15 protein-coding genes are annotated in these 20,122 nt (G+C 66.0%); 3 read left to right on the forward strand and 12 right to left on the reverse strand.

Annotated features, from left to right (window positions below; all coding sequences use genetic code 11):
• Positions 1-18 precede the first annotated feature (18 nt).
• Together BVE01S_RS02415 and BVE01S_RS02420 are read left to right on the forward strand one after the other, a co-directional pair.
• A complete protein-coding gene (locus BVE01S_RS02415) occupies positions 19-1,440 on the forward strand; it encodes an aldehyde dehydrogenase family protein (protein ID WP_066624116.1) in 1,422 nt (473 codons plus the stop codon).
• Positions 1,441-1,442: 2 nt separating this feature from the next.
• Complete coding sequence (locus BVE01S_RS02420; RefSeq protein ID WP_066623752.1) at positions 1,443-2,666, forward strand: acyl-CoA dehydrogenase family protein; 1,224 nt, start codon at positions 1,443-1,445, stop codon at positions 2,664-2,666.
• Here the strand turns inward: BVE01S_RS02420 and BVE01S_RS02425 are convergent.
• The 9 genes from BVE01S_RS02425 to BVE01S_RS02465 all read right to left on the reverse strand — a co-directional run bounded on the left by BVE01S_RS02425 (position 2,663) and on the right by BVE01S_RS02465 (position 15,050).
• Positions 2,663-3,694, reverse strand: a complete 1,032-nt coding sequence (locus BVE01S_RS02425; protein ID WP_066623759.1) for an acyl-CoA dehydrogenase family protein — start codon at positions 3,692-3,694, stop codon at positions 2,663-2,665. The two genes, BVE01S_RS02420 and BVE01S_RS02425, sit on opposite strands and share 4 nt — an antisense overlap.
• The gene (locus tag BVE01S_RS02430) at positions 3,691-5,301 is read right to left on the reverse strand and encodes a GMC family oxidoreductase (RefSeq protein WP_066623761.1); all 1,611 of its coding nucleotides are present in this window, start codon (positions 5,299-5,301) and stop codon (positions 3,691-3,693) included. Before BVE01S_RS02430 ends, BVE01S_RS02425 begins: the two co-directional genes overlap by 4 nt.
• Positions 5,302-5,341: 40 nt before the next feature.
• The gene (locus BVE01S_RS02435) at positions 5,342-6,904 is read right to left on the reverse strand and encodes a long-chain-fatty-acid--CoA ligase (protein WP_066623764.1); all 1,563 of its coding nucleotides are present in this window, start codon (positions 6,902-6,904) and stop codon (positions 5,342-5,344) included.
• A gap of 9 nt (positions 6,905-6,913) precedes the next feature.
• Positions 6,914-7,924, reverse strand: a complete 1,011-nt coding sequence (locus BVE01S_RS02440; RefSeq protein ID WP_066623766.1) for a zinc-dependent alcohol dehydrogenase family protein — start codon at positions 7,922-7,924, stop codon at positions 6,914-6,916.
• Positions 7,921-9,015, reverse strand: coding sequence for a CaiB/BaiF CoA transferase family protein (locus tag BVE01S_RS02445; protein WP_066623768.1), 1,095 nt, complete (start codon positions 9,013-9,015; stop codon positions 7,921-7,923). The genes BVE01S_RS02440 and BVE01S_RS02445 overlap by 4 nt, the downstream gene beginning before the upstream one ends.
• Positions 9,015-10,190, reverse strand: coding sequence for an acetyl-CoA C-acetyltransferase (locus BVE01S_RS02450; RefSeq protein WP_066623770.1), 1,176 nt, complete (start codon positions 10,188-10,190; stop codon positions 9,015-9,017). Before BVE01S_RS02450 ends, BVE01S_RS02445 begins: the two co-directional genes overlap by 1 nt.
• Before the next feature lie 29 nt (positions 10,191-10,219).
• Complete coding sequence (locus tag BVE01S_RS02455; protein WP_244878344.1) at positions 10,220-12,298, reverse strand: 3-hydroxyacyl-CoA dehydrogenase NAD-binding domain-containing protein; 2,079 nt, start codon at positions 12,296-12,298, stop codon at positions 10,220-10,222.
• 65 nt (positions 12,299-12,363) lie between these two features.
• Positions 12,364-12,666 (reverse strand): 2Fe-2S iron-sulfur cluster-binding protein, encoded by a 303-nt coding sequence (locus BVE01S_RS02460; protein WP_240612132.1) that lies wholly within the window; start codon positions 12,664-12,666, stop codon positions 12,364-12,366.
• Between the two features lie 95 nt (positions 12,667-12,761).
• Positions 12,762-15,050 (reverse strand): TonB-dependent receptor, encoded by a 2,289-nt coding sequence (locus tag BVE01S_RS02465; protein WP_244878345.1) that lies wholly within the window; start codon positions 15,048-15,050, stop codon positions 12,762-12,764.
• A 396-nt stretch (positions 15,051-15,446) separates the two neighbouring features.
• Here BVE01S_RS02465 and BVE01S_RS02470 point away from each other — a divergent pair, with 396 nt between their 5' ends.
• A complete protein-coding gene (locus tag BVE01S_RS02470; protein WP_066623775.1) occupies positions 15,447-16,067 on the forward strand; it encodes a TetR/AcrR family transcriptional regulator in 621 nt (206 codons plus the stop codon).
• A 16-nt stretch (positions 16,068-16,083) separates the two neighbouring features.
• Here the strand turns inward: BVE01S_RS02470 and BVE01S_RS02475 are convergent, their stop codons facing one another.
• The 3 genes from BVE01S_RS02475 to BVE01S_RS02485 all read right to left on the reverse strand — a co-directional run bounded on the left by BVE01S_RS02475 (position 16,084) and on the right by BVE01S_RS02485 (position 20,101).
• Positions 16,084-17,301 carry a cytochrome P450 gene (locus tag BVE01S_RS02475; RefSeq protein WP_066623777.1) on the reverse strand — a complete coding sequence of 406 codons (1,218 nt, stop codon included), beginning with the start codon at positions 17,299-17,301 and terminating at the stop codon, positions 16,084-16,086.
• Between the two features lie 9 nt (positions 17,302-17,310).
• Complete coding sequence (locus BVE01S_RS02480; protein WP_066623778.1) at positions 17,311-18,810, reverse strand: class I adenylate-forming enzyme family protein; 1,500 nt, start codon at positions 18,808-18,810, stop codon at positions 17,311-17,313.
• A 97-nt stretch (positions 18,811-18,907) separates the two neighbouring features.
• A complete protein-coding gene (locus tag BVE01S_RS02485) occupies positions 18,908-20,101 on the reverse strand; it encodes an aromatic ring-hydroxylating oxygenase subunit alpha (protein ID WP_066623781.1) in 1,194 nt (397 codons plus the stop codon).
• Between the last annotated feature and the right edge of the window lie 21 nt (positions 20,102-20,122).

The raw sequence follows: 20,122 nt of genomic DNA on the forward strand, positions 1-20,122 counted from the left end.
CAAGGGATGGAAAACGACATGAGCACGCTGCCCGACGCCTTCACCCTGACAATCGATGGAGAGGCGGTTTCGCTGGTCAACGGACTGGACGTCCGAAATCCGGCGACCGGCGAGGTCTTCGCCCAGGCGCCGGCCGCCGGAGCCGCCGAACTGGACCGCGCCGTCGCGGCCGCGACGCGGGCTTTCGAAACATGGAAGACGACGCCGATCGAGGAGCGCCGCGCCGCCCTGGTCAAGGCGGCCGACATCATCGAAGCGAACGCCGAAGAACTGGCGGCGCTGTTCACCCGCGAACACGGCCGTCCCCTGCGCGGCGCCCTGGCGGAGATCCAGGGCTCGGCCATGTGGCTCAAGGCGGGCAGCATGCTGGATATCCCCGTGGATGTGACCGAGGATTCGGACACCCGCCGCGTCGAGGTGCATCATGTGCCGCTGGGCGTGGTCTGCGCGATCGTGCCCTGGAACTTCCCGGTTCTGCTGGCCGCCTGGAAGATCGGTCCGGCCTTGCTGGCGGGCAATACGCTGGTGCTGAAGCCGTCACCCTTCACCCCCCTGACCACCCTGCGGATCGGCGAGTTGCTGCGCGACGTGTTCCCGCGCGGCGTCTTCAACGTCATCAGCGGCGATGACGCTCTGGGTCCGTTGATGACGGCGCACAAGGGGTTCGCCAAGATCACCTTCACCGGATCGACGGCGACGGGCCGCCGCGTCATGGAAAGCGCGGCTAAGGACCTGAAACGCATCACGCTCGAACTTGGCGGCAACGACGCGGCGATCATTTTGCCCGACGTCGATGTGGACGCGGTGGCGGCCCAGCTGTTCGAAGGGGCCTTCCACAACACCGCCCAGGTCTGTGTGGCGACCAAGCGCCTGTTCATCCATGCGGACATCTATGACCAACTGCGCGACCGGCTTCACCAGCTCGCACGCGACCTGACGGTGGGCGAAGGCACGCAAAAGGGCGTCCGATACGGCCCGGTTCAGAACGAGCCCCAGTATCGCCGCGTGAAGCAGCTGATCGACGACGCGCGCGAACGCGGCCTGACCTTGCTCGAAGGCGGGCCCGTTCCCGATGTCGGCTATTTCGTGCCCCTGACCCTGGTCGACAATCCGCCGGACGACGCGCGCGTCGTGACGGAAGAAGCATTCGGACCCGTCCTGCCGCTGCTGAAGTTCAACGACATCGACGATGTCGTCGCCCGCGCCAACGACACCGAATACGGCCTGGCCGGCGCCGTCTGGTCCGCAGACGTCGATAAGGCGCTGGAGATCGCACACCGGCTGGACACCGGCACGGTCTGGATCAATCAGAACCTTCAATCGACGCCCTTCACTCCGCTTGCGGGCGCCAAACAGTCCGGCTTCGGTCAAGAGAACGGCGTGCCCGGTCTGTTGGAGTTCACCCGGCCCAAGTCGCTGTTCATCCCGAAGTCGGCCTAACGATGCTGAGGCTGTCGGCGCAGGACGAGGACTTCCGCACGGAGGTTCGCGCCTTTCTGGACGAGGCCCTGACCCCGGCTCTGCGTCGGGCGGGCTCGCTGATGACCAGCGTCTATTGCGATCACGACGCCCAGATCGAATGGCAGCGCAAGCTTCACGCCAGGGGCTGGGCGGCGCCGTCCTGGCCGGTCGAATACGGCGGATGCGATTGGTCCGTGACGCAACGCTACATCTTCCAGAGCGAGCGCGTCCGGGCCGGCGCGCCCACATCCCCCCTCGGGATCAACATGGTCGGCCCGGCGATCATGCGGTATGGCGACGACGCGCAGAAAGCGCATTTCCTTCCGCGGATGCTGACCGGCGAGCACCTGTGGTGCCAGGGCTATTCCGAACCTCAGGCCGGATCCGATCTCGCCGCCCTTCAGATGCGGGCCGAGCGGGACGGTGACGATCTGGTCTGCACCGGCACGAAAATCTGGAACACCCACGCCCATGTGGCCAACTGGATGTTCTGCCTTGTGCGGACCAGCAGGATGGAGCGTCGCCAGCAGGGTATCACCTTCGTCCTGATCGACATGGCGTCACCCGGCATCACCGTTCAGCCCATCGTCATGGCTTCGGGCGAGCATATCCAGAACCAGGTCTTCTTCGACGAGGTGCGCGTTCCGCTTGCTAACGTCGTCGGTCGGATCGACGACGGGTGGACGGTGGCGAAATACCTTCTGGAATACGAGCGGGGCGGCACGGCCTACGCGCCCGAGCTCCAGGCCAATATCGACGCCCTGTATCGTCATGCCGCAGCCGTCACCGGCGACGCCGGCCGATTGGTCGATGATCCGTTGTTCGCGGCGCGTCTGGCGGAGACGGAGGTCGAGGTCGCCGTCCTGGCGGCGCTGGAGGCCGAAATTCTGTCTGTACTGTCGGAGGATCGAGCCATCGGCGCCGACGCCTCCATGATGAAGATCCTGGGCACGGAGCTTCAACAGCGGGTCACGGAACTGGCGCTGGACGCCGCAGGCCATCTTGCGCGGGCCTATCAGCCTGGCGTCGCCGTGCCCGGCGGACCGATCGTGGGTTATCCAATCGCGCTGGACGACTATTGCAGCGGTGAGCCCTGGCAGGCCATCGCGCCGCTGCGCTATCTCAACGAACGCGCGGGAACCATCTACGCCGGCGCCAACGAGATCCAGCGCGGCATTCTGGCCAAGGCCGAACTGGGGCTTTAGCCGGCCTCGGATTTCCGCAGGCGCTGGAACCGCCGGATGTGGTGGTCGGCGCCGCCCATCTGCGTCTCGATGGCGGTCAGACGTTTGAAGCCGCGGCTGATCGGCAACTCGGCGGTCATGCCCATGCCGCCGTGAAGCTGAACCGCATTCTGACCCACGAAACGGCCGGCGCGGCAGACGGTGACCTTGGCGGCGCTGGCCAGCCGAGGGCGATCGGCGTCGGAGGCCGACAGGGCCTGGCGGGCGATGGCACGCGCACGCCGCGCCTGGATGTTCATGTCCGCCAGTCGGTGCTGCACGACCTGAAAGCTCGACAGCGTCTGGCCGAACTGCTCGCGCTGTTTGACATAGTCGACCGTGTCGCGAACCAGCCGCGCCATCAGCGCCGACGCCTCCACGCACAGGGCGGCGACGGCCTCATCGCGGACGGCGCTCAAGGCGGCATCGACCTCGCCGTCCACGTCAGCACTGGTCTGCATCCCGTTCAAGGTCAGGTCGGCGGCCATCCGATCGTCGAGGGTGGGGACCGGACGCGCTTGCACACCCTCGTCGCCCGGCTCGAAGACGAAGAACCGGGACGCTGCGTCCTTGTCGACGGCCCGCGCCAGAATGAAATCCGCATCGAGGGCGTCCAGCACCAGCCGAGCCTCGCCGTCCAGTCGCCAGCGCCCATCGCCGAGGACCTTGGCATTCAGAGACGACTGCCCCGGATCGACGCCCAGAACGGAGATCCGGCCGCCTTCGGCGATTTTCCGAAGCAAGGCGTCACTGGCCTGGCCCGGCAGTCGCGTCAGAAGACCCGCCGCAATGACGGCGGTTTCCAGAAAGGCGGTCGGAAGACACAGATCGCCCAGCACCTCCAGCACCGGCGCGGCCTCTGCGAGGTCCAGCCCCATGCCGCCCAGATTCTCTGGCGCGAGCAGGCCGATGACCCCGGCATCCGCCAGCCCGGCCCAAGCCTGGTCGGGCTGCAGGGCGGAAAGGCGGCTGGTCAGGGCCTCACGAAGTTGTCCCGCGATCTGGCTCATGCCGCCTCGGCGTCGCGCAGAATGATGTCGGCGGCGCGCCAGGCCATGGCCATGGTCGGACCGTTCGTATTGCCCGAAGGGATCGTCGGCATGATCGAGGTGTCGATCACGCGAAGGCCCTGAACACCCCTGACCCGCAGGGCCGGATCGACGACGGAAGCCGCATCCCTGCCCATGCGGCAACTGCCCACGGCGTGATAGCCGCAGGTGCCGAAGCGGTCATAGGCCTCAAGGATCTCGGCATCGGTCTGGTAGGCGGGGCCGGGCAAGGTCTCCTCCACGATCGCATCAGCGACAGGCGCCTTGCTGGCCCAGTCGCGCACGCCCCGGATAGCGCCGACCATGGCCAGTCGATCCTGCTGGGTGGCGCGATAGTTGGGTTTGAAACTCGCAGGAACGGTCTCGTCCAGGGTTTCGATATGGATGGAGCCCCGCGACGTCGGGCGCAGCGGGTAAACCACCGCATTCATGCCGGGGAAGGTCTCCAGCGCCGTACGCTGCTTCTCCATGTCGAAGCTGTAGGGCGCCAGCAGCATCTGCACGTCCGGCCGGTTCAGGCCGGGCTGCGACTTGAACCATCCGCCGATCTCATAGGCGGCCGAGGCCATTGGGCCGTCGCCCGTGAGATAGTATTTCGCCACAGACACAAGCAGCCGCCATCCGGCGAACTCGCGGTTTTGGGAAAGGCTGGCCGACTTCAGCTTCCACTGCACGATCAGGCCGCGATGCTCGATCAGGCCTTCGCCCACCTCAGGGCTGTGATGAACCACCGGCACGCCGAGCGCTTCGAGCCGGGACTTGTCGCCGATGCCGGATCGCTCGAGAACGGCCGGACTGGCCATCGCGCCGCCGCACAGAATGACTTCGCGCCGGGCGTGAACCGTCTCCAGCGCATCGCCCTGTCGGATTTCGACGCCGGTCGCGCGCTGTCCCTCGAACAGGACGCGGCGAACCGTGCGGTCGGTCAGCACGGTCAGATTGGGCCGACGTTCCGCCGGACGCAAGAAGGCGGTCGCCGCGCTCTGCCGCTTGCCGCGATAGATGGTGCGCGGGGCATAGCCGAACCGCGGAATGTCGTCCGGCTCGTTGATATCGGACTTGATGGACCAGCCCATGGCGCGCGCCGCCAGGACCTGCGCCTGGCTGAGCCTGTCGCGAATGGTCGGCATCGAGACCCGCAAAGGCCCCTTGTCGCCCCGCGTCGGAGCCGCCCCCAGCTCATGGGCCTCCAGGGCGCGGTAGGCTTCGGAGATGTGCGCCCAGTTCCAGTCGTCGCTGGTCTGTTCGGCGATCGTGTCGAAGTCCGCCGGCTGGCCCCGGACATACATCATGCCGTTGACGGAGGAGGAGCCGCCCAGAACCCGCCCTCGAACCCACGCCTCGGACTGCTGGGCTGTGGAGGCTTCGGGCTTGCTCATATGCACCCACAGGTGCGCCGGGTCCGACATCACCTTGGCCAGACCTTTCGGCATGGCGATGTAGGGATGGGTGTCGCGCGGCCCCGCCTCGATGAGGGCCACCTTGATGGCCGGGTTTTCGCTTAGCCGATAGGCCAGGACGCAGCCTGCCGCCCCGGCGCCGACAATGACGTAATCGAAGTCCGCCATTCATTCCTCCCGGGACTTCAGTCCCTTTTATCTATTCGCATTAGGTAAGGGTATCAGGCCGAACCTGGCAAGCCGCGCAACGGGCGCGCAGCTCGGTTTTCAGCACCTTTCCCGCCGGCGAGAGCGGCAGGGCCTCGACCAACGCCAAGGTCTTGGGAATCTTGTAGCCGGCGATCAGCGTGCGGCAGTGTTCCCGCAGGGCCTCGGGCGTCGCCGAACACCCGGGCGCCAGAACCACGCACGCATGCACGCGCTCGCCCCAGCGGTCGTCCGGCAAGCCGATGACCGCAGCCTGGCTGACGGCCGGATGGGCGGTCAGGGCGTTCTCGACCTCGGCGGAATAGACGTTCTCGCCGCCAGTCACGATCATGTCCTTCAGGCGATCGACGACCGTCACATAACCCTGGTCGTCCATCCAGCCGACATCGCCGGTGTGCATCCACCCCTCGCGCAGGGCCGCCGAAGTTTCGTCGGCAAGCCCCCAGTAGCCCAGCATCACCCCGCCGCCCTTGACCACGATCTCTCCACGGTCGCCGCGCGGGACCTCCTGGCCGTGCGCATCGACAATGCGGACTTCCGTCGATGTCGTGGCGCGCCCGGCGGATCGACCGCGACCTTGGCGTCGCGCCGCCTCGCTGTGATCCTCCGGCCCCAGCATGGTGGCGATCGGCGACAGCTCGGTCATGCCATAGGCCTGAACGAAGGCGACGCCCGGCAGCGCATTCATGGCCTGGTCCAGCAGCGCGTCGTCGATGGAGGAGCCGCCGTAGACGATCCGTTCCAGGCTGTTCAATCGCGCCGGCGCAAAGGCGGGATCCGACAGAACGGCGCGCAGCATGGACGGCACCAGGAACACGTCCGACACCTGTGCGGAGGCGGTGGTTTCGATGAACGATCCCGGATCGAAGGCCGGGAGGAAGACCTGCGTCGCTCCCGCCATCAGCGAGGTGAACATCCCCGACAAGGCCCCGATGTGAAACAGGGGCGCGACATGCAGATAGCGCGATCCCGGTCGGGCGCCCGGAAAGGCCAGATAGCCGGTCGCGGAGGACAGAAGATTGGCATGGCTGAGCATGACCCCCTTGGGCCGGCCCGTCGTGCCGCCGGTGTAAAGGACGGCGGCCAGCGCAGCGTCCGACGCCCGCACGTCCTCCGGCCTTGGCGCCCCTTCGATCCACTGGTCGAAAGCGACGACGTCGCCGATAGGCGCTCCGCCGCGTTGGACGACAAGGTTCAGCCCCGGCGCCGCCTGCCAAATCTTTGGAATCAGAGCGGCGAACCGATCGTCGACGATCAACAGCCGCGTTTCGCAGTCCTCGAGCGAGAAGGCGATCTCAAGCGGCGACCAGCGCGTGTTCACCGGGTTTATGACCGCGCCGGCCCAGAAGACGCCCAGCACATAGTCCAGGTGAAGATCGCCGTTGCCGGCCAGCAAGGCGACGCGATCGCCGGGCTTCACGCCTGAACGGAGCAGGGCGCCGGCGATGGCCTGCGCCGCCGCTTTGACTTCAGCCCAGCTGCGGCGGCGCGGCCCATCGATAGACGCCAGGCCGTCAGGCGCGCGTTGGACCAGGCGGTGCAGGGATTGGGTTCCGTAGGCCATGGCGCGCGATCAGATGTCCACGACGATCTTGCCGAAGTGCTTCTGGAGGGCGAGGGCCTCGATCGCCTCGTGCGCCGTTTCTAGGGTGAAGACGCTGTCTACGACCGGCCGATACGCCGCATGTTCGATGGCGGCGCACATGGCCTGGAGCTCAGCCGTCGAACCCACGGTAACGCCGCGCAAGGTGGCGTTTCGCGCCATCACGCGGTTCAGCGGAAAGGCCGGCGCGCTCAGGCCGGTCAGAACACCAATGACCGACACATGCCCAGCCGTCTTCACCGCCCTGACCGCTTCGGCCAAGGTCGCGCCCCCGCCGACCTCAACCACGAGATCCGCCCCCTCTCCCTCCGTCACGTCAAGCACGGCCTGGGACCACTGCGGGGTCTGACGGTAGTTGACGAGGATGTCTGCGCCGAGCGCGGCGGCGCGTTCCAGTTTCTCGTCCGAAGACGACGTCACGATGGTCCGCGCGCCCAGCATCTTGGCGAAGGCCAGGGCGAACAGAGAGACCCCGCCTGTGCCTTGAAGCACGACCGTCTGACCCGGACGGACGTCGGCCTCCACGACGACGCTGCGCCAGGCGGTCAGACCCGCGCACCCCAGGGTGGCGATCTCCCGGTGATTGAGGTGACGCGGCGCGCGGGCGACGGCCTGGGCCGACACGCACAGATGGGACTGCAAAGCGCCGTCCAGATGATCTCCCAGGATCCGCCCCAACGCCTGACGGGTCGGCGGTCCGCTGCGCCAGTCGGGAAAGAAGCTCGGGATCACCGCATCGCCTGGACGAAACCCGTCTACGCCGTCGCCGACGGCCTCGACCGTCGCAGAAGCGTCGGAGAAAGGCACGCGCGGCACCGGCAATCCCGGCAGACCGCCCCGGACCCCGATCAGATCGTGATAGTTGACGCTGGTGGCGTGGATGCGCAGCAGCAACTCGCCAGGCCGGGGCTCCGGCGTCGGCTGAACCAGCACCGGCGAGAGGCGGCCATCGGCGACGACCTGTCGCGCCCTGCCGCTCATGACCGGACCGGCTCCGGCAAGGCCTGCAACAGGGACTGGTCGGCGCCAGGGGGCGGCGGCGGCGTCGGCCGGGCGCAAGGCGTTGCGGAATAGCGCGGCGCGGGCGCCGGCTGAACCACGCCACCGACGTCGATGAAGACGTCGCGCGCGAGATTGTGCGGATGCTGGACGGCCTCTGCGAAGCCGAGCACGGAAAGACAGCAGGCGTCGGAGCCTTCCATCACGGCTGACCATTCGGCACGGGTGCGCGTACGGAAGATTTCGGCCAACGCCGCCTTCTGTTCAGGCCACCGGCTGGGGTCGTCCTGACTATCGAAATCCTTCCGGTCGGCGATTCCGGCCCGCGCGCGAAACTCGGCGTAGAACTGGGGTTCGATCGCTCCCAGGGCCACATGACCGCCGTCGGCGGTCTCATAGGTGTCATAGAAGGGTGCGCCCGTGTCGAGCAGATTGACCCCGCGGATGTCGCGCCACTGGCCCTGGGCTCGAAAGCCCCACATCATGGCCATCAGCAGGGCCGAGCCATCCGTCATGGCGCAGTCGATCACCTGCCCTTGTCCGCCCATGCGGACATGGAGCAAGGCGGCGACCATGCCGAAGGCCAGCATCATGGCGCCGCCGCCGAAGTCTCCGGCCAGATTGATGGGCGGGGTCGGCTTCTCGCCCTCACGGCCGCACGCCGCCAGGACGCCGGACAGGGCGATGTAGTTGATGTCGTGGCCGGCCGCCGCCGACAGCGGTCCATGCTGGCCCCAGCCCGTCATGCGCCCGTACACCAGCTTGGGATTGTCCGCCCTCAGCACGTCGGGGCCCAGTCCGAGGCGTTCCATGACCCCTGGCCGGAAACCCTCGATCACGCCGTCGGCGGAGCGGCACAAGTCCCTTACGCTTTCCCGATCGTCATGGGACTTCAGGTCAAGAACCACCGATCGGCGTGACCGCAGCAGGGGATCCATCGGATTGGCGGCTGCGCCGGGTCGTTCGATCCGAATGACCTCGGCGCCGTGGTCCGCCAGCATCATCGCCGCGAAAGGCCCGGGGCCGATGCCGGCGAATTCGACGATCCGGAGTCCCGCCAGCGGCCCGGCCATTACAGGGCTTCCAGAATCGTCACATTGGCGATGCCGCCACCCTCGCACATGGTCTGCAGACCGTAGCGGCACTTGCGCGCCCGAAGGGCATGGATCAGGGTCGTCATCAGCCGCGCGCCCGAAGCCCCTAAGGGGTGGCCCAGGGCGATGGCTCCGCCGTTGACGTTCAGCCGGTCCGGATCGCCGCCCAGCGCTTGAAGCCAGGCGAGCGGAATGGGCGCAAAGGCCTCGTTCACCTCATAGAGATCGATCTGATCAAGCGAGAGGCCGGCGCGTTGCAGGGCCTTCTTGGTCGCCGGGATGGGTTCTTCCAGCATGATGACCGGATCGCCGGCGGTCACCGTCAGACCATGAATACGCGCCAGCGGCGTAAGACCGTGGGTCTTCAGGGCGCGCTCGCTGACGACCATCACGCCGGCTGCGCCGTCGCAGATCTGGCTGGCGGTAGCGGGGCTGATGCGGCCGCCTTCCTGGAGCAGTTTGACCGCGCCGATGCTCTCGAGTGTGGCGTCGGGACGCACGCCCTCGTCCCTGACGTGTTGATCGCTGACGCCGTTCTCGTCCTCGACCGTCAGCGGCGTGATCTCGGCGTCGAATCGCCCGGCCTCCTGCGCTGCGGCCGCCCTGCGGTGACTTTCCAGCCCGAACCGATCCAGGGTTTCACGCGAAAGGCCGTATTTCTCGGCGATCCGCTCCGCCCCCGAGAACTGGCTGAACTCGGCGACGCCGTATCGTTCAAGAATTCGCGGCGACCAGGCTCCCTGGCTCAGCCCGTGTTGCGCCGGCAACCAGGCCGCCATGCCCATGGGCACGCGGGTCATGCTCTCGACGCCGGCGGCGATCACAATATCCTGCGTGCCCGACATCACGGCCTGAGCCGCGAAATGAACGGCCTGCTGGGACGATCCGCACTGGCGATCGATGGTCACGGCCGGCACGCTGTCGGGCAGGCTGGAGGCCATGACGGCGCTCCGCCCGATCTGCATGCTCTGCTCGCCGACTTGCCCCACGCATCCCATGATGACGTCGTCGACGGCCGCCGGATCCAGACCTGTGCGCGCGATCAGCGCGTCCAGCACGACCCCGCCCAGATCAGACGGACGCCAGTTCTTCAGCCGGCCGTTCCGGCGGCCTCCGGCGGTGCGGGTGGCGGCGACGATATAGGCTTCGGGCATGGGTCGATCCTGGAACGATTGGGGAGGGCTCAGTCGCGAACGAAGCGGCGACCCTCGGCCGCATACCGTTCCAGCAGGGGCGACAGGACGATCGCCTCGCCTGCGGCGATACGGGCCCTCAGCCGATCCACAACGCCCTGGAGGCCGACGGTGTCGCCCCAGAACATCGGTCCGCCGTGATAGACAGGCCAGCCATATCCGGCGACCAGGGCCATATCGATGTCGGAGGCCCTGAGCGCGATACCCTCGTCCAGGAGCCGCGCGCTCTCGTTCACGACCGGGTCCAGCAGTTCGTTCAGCAGCTCCGCGTCAGAGCGGTGGCGTTGCGGCGCCGAGACGCGCGCGCGGATCGTCTCGATCGCCTCGACGGCCGCCTTGGACGGCTCGACCTGACCCTGCGGGCCGTATTGGTAGTATCCGGCGCCGCGCTTCTGGCCCCAGTGTCCGGCTTCGCAGAGGATTTCCTGCACCGTGCGTCCGGCGCTGCCCTCGCGGTCCCAGCCGATGACGTCCAGACCGACCAAATCCATCATGGCGAAGCTGCCCATCGGGAATCCGTAGACCTCGAGCACGCGATCCACGTCCCAGGGCCAGGCGCCTTCCAGGATCAGTCGATCGGCCGCCTCGCCGCGCCGCGCCATCACGCGATTGGCGATGAAGCCGTCGCAACCCCCCGACAGAACGGCCACCTTCTTCAAGCGACGCCCAAGGGCCATGGCCGTGACCAGAACGGTGTCGGATGTCTTGGCCCCGCGCACCACCTCCAGCAGCCTCATGATGTTGGCGGGTGCGAAGAAATGCAGCCCGACCACGTCCTGCGGGCGCGACACCACCGATGCGATGGCGTCGAGGTCCAGGAAGGAGGTGTTGCTGGCCAGAACGGCGCCGGGCCGTGCGATGGCGTCGATCTCCTTGAAGATCGCCTGTTTGAGGTCCAGCCGTTCGAACACCGCTTCGATGATCAGATCGGCCTGGCCCACGGCCTTCAGGTCGCTGGACGGGGTCAGGGCGTCCAGGCAGGTCTGGGCCTTCTGGTCGGTCAGCCGCCCCTTCTTGACCAGATCCTTGTACGTTCGGTCGATCCGCGCGACAGCCTTGTCCAGCGCCTCGGCCGACCGATCGACCAGCGTCACCGCGATGCCGGCGGACAGCAGGGCGATGGTGATGCCTGTCCCCATGGTTCCGGCGCCGATGACAGCGGCCTTCTGCACGTCCAGCGGCCGCACGTCAGCGGCCAGGCCCGGAATCTTGGACACCGCTCGCTCGGCGAAGAAGATGTGGCGCTGCGCAGCGGATTCATCGCTGGCCATCAAGGCGTTGAACAGTTCGCGCTCGCGCTCAAGCCCGTCATCGAAGGGGCGGTCCGCCGACGCCTTTATGGCCAGCAGGATGTGGCCCGGCGCCTTGAACCCGTTGAAGAGCTTGGGATTGCGTGCGCGATAATCCTGCGCGGCCGCCTCGGCCTCTTGGGGCGACAGATCGACTGGAAGATCGCGCGCGCGCCGCAAAGGCGCACCCTCGCGCACCAGGGTTCGCGCATAGTCGATGGCGGCCTCCAGCAGGTCGCCGTCTTCGACCACGCGGTCGATCAGCCCCATCTCCACGGCGCGGTCCGCATCGACCGGCGCGCCGCCGGCGATGAGTTCGATCGCCGTCGCGACGCCGACAAGCCTGGGCGTCCGTTGCGTCCCGCCCGCGCCGGGCAGAAGTCCCAAATTGACCTCCGGCAACCCCACCTTGGCGCCGCGCCTTGCGATCCGGTAGTGGCAGGCCAGGGCCAGTTCGAGACCCCCGCCGAGGGCGGTGCCGTGCAGGGCGGCGACGATCGGAACGGACGCCGCCTCCATCATCGCCAAGACCTGGTTCAGGTCCGGCGCCGCGAGCTCGCCGCCAAACTCAGAGATGTCGGCCCCGGCGCAGAAGGTCCGCCCCGCGCAGTGCAGAACCACGGCGCGCACATTCGGATCGCCCAGCGCCTGCTCCAGGGCCAGAACGACGCCTTCCCGGACAGGCTGCGACAAGGCGTTCACAGGCGGGGAGTCGATGACGATGACGGCGACGTCCTGACGACGATCCAGGCTGACGACGGCGTTGATTGGGGAGGACACGGTGACGTCTCATGGCGGCGTCCGACGACGCCTTTGGCAAGGGAGGGCGGCGAAGCGACGGGTGTTCAGTCTTCGGGGGCGATGGTCACGCGCAGACCTTCCAGGTAGGGACCGAAGGGAATCTGGCATGAGAGTCGCGAATTCGCGGTGCGATGTTCGGAGCTGTCGAGAAGATCGCTTTCAGTCTCGCTGAGCGAGGGAAGGCGGGCCAGATCGGCCTCATCCACATAGACGTGGCACGTGGCGCACGAGCAGGAGCCGCCGCACAAGGCCAGAACCTCGTCGAAGCCTGCCTGGCGCAGCGTCTCCATCAGGCTGCGCCCCCCCTCGCCTTCGACCTTGTGCTGAACGCCGTCGCGGGTGGTCACCGTGAGTTGAGGCATCGAAAACTATTTCTGTTCTTACAAATCGATTGTGCAGGTGAAGAGACAGCGCAGGGTCGCACCTGCGCTGTCTTGAGGACTCAGAACTTCCAGGCGAACTCGATGAGGACCTCGCGGGGATTGTCCACGAAGGCCGACATGTCGGCGACGACGCCCGTGTTCGTGCCCGTTCCGGAGCCGCCGGCGAACGGAATGTCGTTGCCCGCCGCGACCACCAGTTCGTTGGTGAGGTTGCGACCGATCAGCGACACGGTCCAACGCTCGTCCGGGGCCACCAGGCTGAGCGACGCATCAACCTTGTAGAAGCTGTCCTGAACCGCGTCGGGGCGCAGGGCGTCCGAGAAGTTGTAGGACGACGTGTAGCTGACGTCGCCGTTGGCCCGCAGCGTGACCCCGGACGCGGTCACAGCCCGCTCGAAGGTGCCGCCGACGCGCGCAGCGAATTCCGGCGCCTTGGGCGGACGCCGGCCGTCGTAATTCTGGCCGTTGAAGACCCCGCCAGCCGGCAGCAGGTTGCAGCCGCCCGCGATCGTCTGGCCTGGATAGCACTGGCCGACATAGTCGCGGTAGGTGGCGTCGTTCCAGGCCGCCGAGCCTCGCAGGCTGAGGCCGTCGATCGCCGGCACGCGATAGTTCAAGTCCGCCTCGACGCCCTGCGTCAGCAACTCGCCCGCGTTCCCGGCCGTCAACGAAACCGTCGTCGGATCGAAGAACTGCACCTGCAGATCGGAATAGATGTAGCGGTAGGCGGTGATGTTGAAGCTGAGGTTACGGTCGAAGGCCAGCGTGCGTAAACCGACCTCGGCGCCCTCGGCCGTTTCCGCCCCAAAGCGCCCAGCGGCAACGGTCGCCACCGGCGTCAACGCCTGCGAGATGTTGTAGCCGCCCGCTTTGAAGCCTTGCTTGTAGGCCGCGTAGATCGTGGTGTCTCGGCTTGGCTTGTAGCGAAGCGTGACCTCTGGCGAGAAGTTGGAGTCGTCGTAGCTGTCCTTCAGTTCGAGCCCGCCCGGGAAGACCGCGGCGAAGGCACTGTGGGGCGCCCGGGAACGCTGGTAGCTGTCACGCTCCTCCCAGCTGTAGCGGCCGCCGGCGCTGAGTTCCCACTGTTCGGAGAAGTTGTAGGTCCCCTGCAGGAACAGTGACCGCGAATCGGTCTCGAAACCGTTGTCGCGCCTGAACGTCGTATAGGTGTTGGTGGTCGGGTCCAGCGGAACGGGGAAGATGTAGGCGTCGGTATTGAACTCGAACTCGCCGTGGGCCCAGAAGCCGCCGAACAGCAGGTTCAACGGCCCGTCGAACTTAGTCTGGACCCGCACCTCCTGAGAGGTCTGCTTGAAGTCGGCGTATTGGCTGAAGCTCGCCGGATAGCCTTCGCCGGACACGTTGTTCAGGTCCGTTTGCCGGAAGTGGTAATAGCCGGTGACCGAGGTCAAATCGAACTTGTCGGCCTCGTAGTTTCCGGTCAGCACGGCGTATTGCGAGGCGAAGTCGCCATACATCTTGCCGTCGCGCGCCCAACGATAGTCGGCTTTCACCACATCGGCGGGCAGAGAGGCGCTATCGGACCGACCATCGATCCGGCAGTCCGCGTTCGGGCTGGGCGGAATGCCGTTGGCGGCCAATGGCGTCGTGCGTCCGCCGCCGCAGAGACGCTCGACGATGTCCGTCGGGCCGCCATCCTTGACCGACGTGGCGCCGGCCTTGAACTTCACATTCAGCGCCGATGTCGGATCCCAATCCAGGCTCAGACGTGCGCTGGCGCTTTCCGACCCGCCGCGGCGCGGCCCCGTGCTGGTGCGAACCTGGCCCGGGATCGGCGTCGGATAGGTGTCGGCGGCGGTGTTGGTGAACGCCCCCTCGCTGTCCGACAGCCGCGCCGCCAGGCGCGCACGCAGCGTGTCGTTGATCGGACCCGAGACATAGGCTTCGCCGTACTTGTCGCGCGCCTCGAAACCATAGCCCACGCGCGCGCCGGCCTCGAAGTTGGCTGTCGGATTGTTCGACGCGATACTGATCAGGCCGCCTGTGGTGTTCTTGCCGAAGAACAGCGCCTGGGGCCCACGAAGGACCTCCACGCTCTGGACGTCGAACTGAGGCAGGCTGATTTCGCGCCCGCGGCTCATCGGTAGACCGTCGATGACGAAGGAGACCGACTGGTCGAAGCCGGCCGACAGCGCCGTCGAACCGACGCCGCGCAGGAAGATGCTGGCCGACGACCCCGAGGCGGCCTTGCCGGCCACCATGGACGGAACCATGGTCGCCAGATCGCTGACCGTCGTCACGGCATAGCCATCCATCGTCTCGGCCGCGACCGCGGTGACCGCAACCGGGACGTCAAGCAGACGCTCATCCTTGCGACGCGCCGTCACGACGACTTCATCAAGCTGCGTGGCCGCCTGCGGACTCTCCGGAGCCCGCGCGCTCCCAATGGCGTCCTGCGCCATCGCAGAACCCGCCGAAGCCGCAGCCGCCAAAGCGACCCAGGCAGCACCGGCGCACAAATATGCCTTGCCTCTCATTTCATCCTCCCAGAACGCCGGTTTGGCCCAGCTTATGATGGCCAAGTTAGAGCTCCGATTAAGGCGAAGGTCAAATTCTTTTAATCGATTGATTACATGTTTCGTGAGCTGCGTGGGATGCGTGTCGAGACGGCGCGCTTGAGCCCGCCGCCGCGAGATGCGAAGAGGGGTCTTTGCATTTGAGGATTGAACTTGGCGCGTCCTTCCACGCCGCTCATCTCTAGAGACGGGGCCGCCAAAGCCGCCTTGGACGTCATCGACGAAGTCGGCCTGGCGAGCCTGAGTTTGGATCGCGTGGCGAAGAAGCTGAAGGTGCGCCCGCCGTCCCTGTACCATTACTTCAAGGACAAGGCCGAGCTTCTGGAAGAGGTCGCGCGGCTCCTGTTGTCCAACCTGGCCATGACGGGCGATCCGGACATGTCCTACGAAGAACGTCTTGTGGCTATGTGCCTGGAGACCCGGCGCGCCCTGCTTGGGCACCCGAATGCGGCGATGCTGATCTTACAGTTCTTTCCGCGACACATGCTGCTGAACGCCTATGAGGCCGTAGCCAACGCAGACCCCTACCCGCCCGAATTCCATATGGCGGTCATCGAAGGGACGGAAAAGCTGACGTTCGGCTCAGCCCTGTTCGCTGCGGCGGCGCACGCACGCGATGCTGCCCCCTTCCCTCCCTTCGACCCCAGCCGGTTTCCGGCCGTGGCGCGCGCGGTGGACCGCAACCCCTTCGACGAGGAACACCTGTTCGAAGAAACACTGCGAATGTTCCTCGCCGGCGTGGCCGACCGCTACAGGCGCGGCGCGCTGGGACAGCGCGTGGTGGAGAGCAAGCACCTGTTCAAGGCTGAGGTCGACCCCGCCGGCTAGGCCGACCGGCGGTCAATCAGTTCGGCCGGTCCCATTCCAGGGGAAGGGTTTCCAGGGCCATCACCGTGCCGATGCGGAAGCGGCGAGGTTCGCCCGACTTGATGCGGAACGACGGCACGCGCTTGATCCACTCCTCCGTCAGGATCCGGAGTTCCGCGCGCCCCAGGACGTGTCCGATGCAGAGGTGAGGTCCCGACGAGAAGGTCAGGTGCTGCGCCCTTTTCCGATCCAGGTTGAAGGTGTTCGGCGCGTCGAAACGCCTGGGATCCCGACTTCCCACGCACAGCACATTGAGGACCATCTCGCCTTCGCTGAACTGGACATCGCCGATCTGTCGTTCCTTGACGACAAGCCGCGGGGTGTTGACGACGCCGAACAGCCGGACCGCCTCATCGGTGAAGGCCGGGATCAACGTCGGGTCCGCCGCCAATCGGGCCTGGACTTCCGGCATCTGCGCCAGCTGCTGGTAGGCGAAACCGGTGACGTTCGTCACCGTGTCCATGCCGCCTAGGAACAGCACGAAGCTCATCGCCAGGATCTCGTCCTCGCTCATCTGGCGTCCGCCGACATCGACGGTGATGAAGTGGCTCATCAGCTTGCCGTCAGGATTGGCGCGCTTCTCGTCGATCAGGGCCTTGAGCGTCCCGAGGATGAGGCCCGACAGGCGTCCGAGTTCAGCGGCGTTGTTCTGGTTTTCGAAGAAGCCTTCGGCGAGGGCGCGGAACTCCTGCAACCGCGACAGGTCCATGCCCATCAGTTCCATGAACACGGTGACCGGGAAAAGCTTGGCGACCTCGGCCTGAAAGTCGCATGCGCCGTTCGCGACGACCCGATCCACGATCTGCGCCGCCCACTCCCGAATGCGAGGCTCCAGGGCCTTGATGGCCACGGGTCCGAACATGGGGATCATGGCCTGGCGGTACGGCAGGTTCTCTGGTGGATCCAGGCTTAGTGGGATGAAGAAGGGCGGGTTCTCGACCCGCGGAATCTGCATCTCCCTGACCGAGAAATGTTCGGGATCGGTCACCACCTGAGTGATGGCCTCGAACCCCTTGACGATCCAGTGCCCGCCGTTCTGCGGCGTCCAGAAGATGTCCGGCGCATCGGCAAGCGTGAGGGCGTAGGTGCCCTGGACATCCTCCTTGACGCGCGGGTCGCGATAGATGTCGAAGTCGAACACCAGGTGATCGGGAATGTGCGCCGGGCGTTGGCCGTAATGGGCGGTGGCGGTCATGAGAGTTTCCTATCGAACCCGAGGAAGGGTCTCGTGGGCATGCGCATAGGTTTGGCGCACAGCAGGCTTTGACAGCTTTCCCGTCGCCAGCCTTGGAAGCGGCTCCGGCGAGAAGGCGACGTATCGGGGGACCTTGTAGTTGGCGAGATTGACATCGCAGTGCCGGATAAGATCGGCGACATCGACCTCGGCGCGGGCGTGATAGACGGCCAGGGGCGTCTCGCCGAACTTCGAACAGGGGGCGGCTATCACCAGAGCCTCGATCACCCCGGGGAACTCGCAGACGACACGTTCGACTTCGGCGGCCGAGATGTTGAGGCCGCCCGAGATGATCAAATCCTTCATCCGATCCACGAAGGTCAGCAGGCCCTGATCGTCCAGCACGCCGATGTCGCCCGAATGAAGCCAGCCGTCGCGCAGCGTCTTTGCGGTCTCTTCGGGGTTGCGCCAGTATTCCTTCATCATGCCCGGCGACCGGATCAGGATTTCGCCGTGCTCGCCCGGTGCGCAATCCAAGCCGTGCGGCCGCACCACACGAATATCCATGAAGGCGCCGCCCCAGCCGCATTTCTCCGGCGCACCCATGGCCAGATGTTCCGGCATGATCGTGGCGTTGCCGCCGGCTTCTGTCTGACCATAGATCTGGCGGATCGTGACGCCCTTGGCCTTGTAGGTCTCCAGCAGCGTCTGGCTGACGCGCGCGCCGCCGCAGGTGGCCAGCGTCAATGACGAGAGATCGGCGCTTGCGAACTCGGGAAGGGCGGCGATCGCTTCAAAGAAGACCGGCACGGCGCCGAAGCAGTTGATCCGCTTGTCCACGATCAGTTGCAGCGTTTCAGCCGGCACAAACTGCGGCTGCATGTACACGGTGCATCCCTGCGTCGTGTAATGCATCAGCTGGACGAAACCGGCCGAGGTGTTTAACGGCGCCAAGCTGATGATGCGCGCGCCTGGCGAAGACGCCGTCTCCTCAAGCGCCCAGTTGGCGGCATAGGCCGTCATCGATCTGTGGGTCAGCACGACCCCCTTGGGACGCGCCGTCGAGCCGGAGGTGGCGATGATCACCACGGGCGCCTCGGGATCCACGTCGCGCGTGACCTGGGCCGCAGCGCCCGACCTTAGGGCCTCGATCTCAGCCATCGGACGCACCGACAGGCCCGCAGCCTGGACCTTATCGAGGAAGTCCGCCCCGACGAAGGTGAAGCGCGGCTCGGTGGATTCACACAGCTCGGCGATTTCGCGCGTCGTGTATCGGAAGTTGATGGGGCTGACGATGCCGCCCGCACGAATGACGCCCATGATCAGGGCGCAGTAGGCGAGGCTGTTGAGGGCGCAGACGGCCACACGATCGCCAGCTTCCAGGCCGTCTTCGATCAGGCGTGCAGCGACACGATCGGACCACGCCTTGTAGTCTCCGTAGGTCAGTTCGTCGCCGGCCAGGACGATGGCGGGCTGATCTGGCCGCATTCGCGCCCACCAAGCATTCACGCTCGAAAGCGTTTGCGCCATTCTCAATCCTCCCGTCGCGCCCTTGCGCTCAGAACCGCTCTGCCGGCGGCTTTTGCTCTGTGTGTTGTTGTGAGAGACCGCACTGTACGGCGGTCGTCTATCGGTTGGCGGTCAGCAGTTTTTCCAAGGCGTCGTAGTAGCGGACGATGTTTTCTTCCAAGCCACAGTAAACCGTTGTTTCCGGCACCCCGGCGTTCAGGCCTTCCTGACTGATCTCGGCTGCACGGAAGTCTTCACCGCCGAAGACCTGGACGATCAACTCGTAGGAGCGTTTGAACACTTCCTCGGCCTTCGGCGTGGTCGCAGGTTCGGGCGTCAGCATGAAATAGTGAACCGTGGTGCGATCGACGTCGCGCGGCTTCAACAGCATCACGCTGGTGTAATACTGGCTGGTCACAACCACGCAGTTGGGGAAGGCGGTATAGGCGTGGGTCACCAGCTTGTGGACATTGCCGGACGGGTCTTCGTCCAGCATGGCTGGCGAATAGCCGACGCGACCGGAAAGCTGGCGGACATTGGCGCCGAAGGTGTCGACGATGTTCGGGGCATCGACGAACAGGTCGCCGATGGAGGCGGCGTGAAGCCGCTGCACATGATAGCCCTCAAGGAAGGGCTCCAGCACCACCTTCCAGTTCGCCTTCAGTTCGAAGCTCTTGCGGCCATAGACATGGGCGGTCGGGATGCCGAGGGACTCGAAATCGTCCGCGATCTGGTCGGACAGCTGAGACCAATCGGCCTCGCCGCCATCCAGTTGGACATAGATCACCCCGCCCCACTCCCGCGTCGGCAAGGCCTTCAGGCCGCGCTTGTCCTTTTCCAGGCCGTCGAACATGTCCGCCCGAGCGACCCCGACGAGCTTGCCGTCCAGACCGTAGGTCCAGGCGTGATAGGGGCAGGTCAGTCGGCCCTGTTTGTGGACTTCGCAGTCCTCAAGCAGCTTTGAACCCTTGTGCTGACAGGCGTTGATGAAGGCCCGCACTTCACCGTCTCGCCCGCGCGCAATGATCAGGGGCAGGCCGTACCCGTCGTCGGCGACCACCATCCCCGGCTCCGACAGCAAGGCCGACAGCGTCACCGGCACCGGATAGCGGCGGAAGATCTTGGCCTGTTCGAGGTCGAAATGATCGCGGCTGGTGAAGATCGCATTGGGCCGGGTGGCTGCGATCGGATCCGTCGTCGCGTCCTTCTCGGCCGGGATGCGACGGATGGCCGCCTGCAGGTTGGGATTGAGCATGGCCAACGTCGTGACCCTGCGGTTCGAAGGTTTTTCGATTGTAGCGGCCGAGCTCATGCGCCTGCCTCCTTGCCGATT

Source organism: Brevundimonas vesicularis NBRC 12165, from assembly GCF_001592205.1.
Lineage (GTDB): Bacteria > Pseudomonadota > Alphaproteobacteria > Caulobacterales > Caulobacteraceae > Brevundimonas > Brevundimonas vesicularis.

Excerpts from the sequence above, each read along its gene's own strand:
- BVE01S_RS02415 (WP_066624116.1), top strand. The coding sequence starts at position 19 with ATGAGCACGCTGCCCGACGCCTTCACCCTGACAATCGATGGAGAGGCG.
- BVE01S_RS02420 (WP_066623752.1), top strand. The coding sequence starts at position 1,443 with ATGCTGAGGCTGTCGGCGCAGGACGAGGACTTCCGCACGGAGGTTCGC.
- BVE01S_RS02425 (WP_066623759.1), bottom strand. The coding sequence starts at position 3,694 with ATGAGCCAGATCGCGGGACAACTTCGTGAGGCCCTGACCAGCCGCCTT.
- BVE01S_RS02430 (WP_066623761.1), bottom strand. The coding sequence starts at position 5,301 with ATGGCGGACTTCGATTACGTCATTGTCGGCGCCGGGGCGGCAGGCTGC.
- BVE01S_RS02435 (WP_066623764.1), bottom strand. The coding sequence starts at position 6,904 with ATGGCCTACGGAACCCAATCCCTGCACCGCCTGGTCCAACGCGCGCCT.
- BVE01S_RS02440 (WP_066623766.1), bottom strand. The coding sequence starts at position 7,924 with ATGAGCGGCAGGGCGCGACAGGTCGTCGCCGATGGCCGCCTCTCGCCG.
- BVE01S_RS02445 (WP_066623768.1), bottom strand. The coding sequence starts at position 9,015 with ATGGCCGGGCCGCTGGCGGGACTCCGGATCGTCGAATTCGCCGGCATC.
- BVE01S_RS02450 (WP_066623770.1), bottom strand. The coding sequence starts at position 10,190 with ATGCCCGAAGCCTATATCGTCGCCGCCACCCGCACCGCCGGAGGCCGC.
- BVE01S_RS02475 (WP_066623777.1), bottom strand. The coding sequence starts at position 17,301 with ATGACCGCCACCGCCCATTACGGCCAACGCCCGGCGCACATTCCCGAT.
- BVE01S_RS02480 (WP_066623778.1), bottom strand. The coding sequence starts at position 18,810 with ATGGCGCAAACGCTTTCGAGCGTGAATGCTTGGTGGGCGCGAATGCGG.
- BVE01S_RS02485 (WP_066623781.1), bottom strand. The coding sequence starts at position 20,101 with ATGAGCTCGGCCGCTACAATCGAAAAACCTTCGAACCGCAGGGTCACG.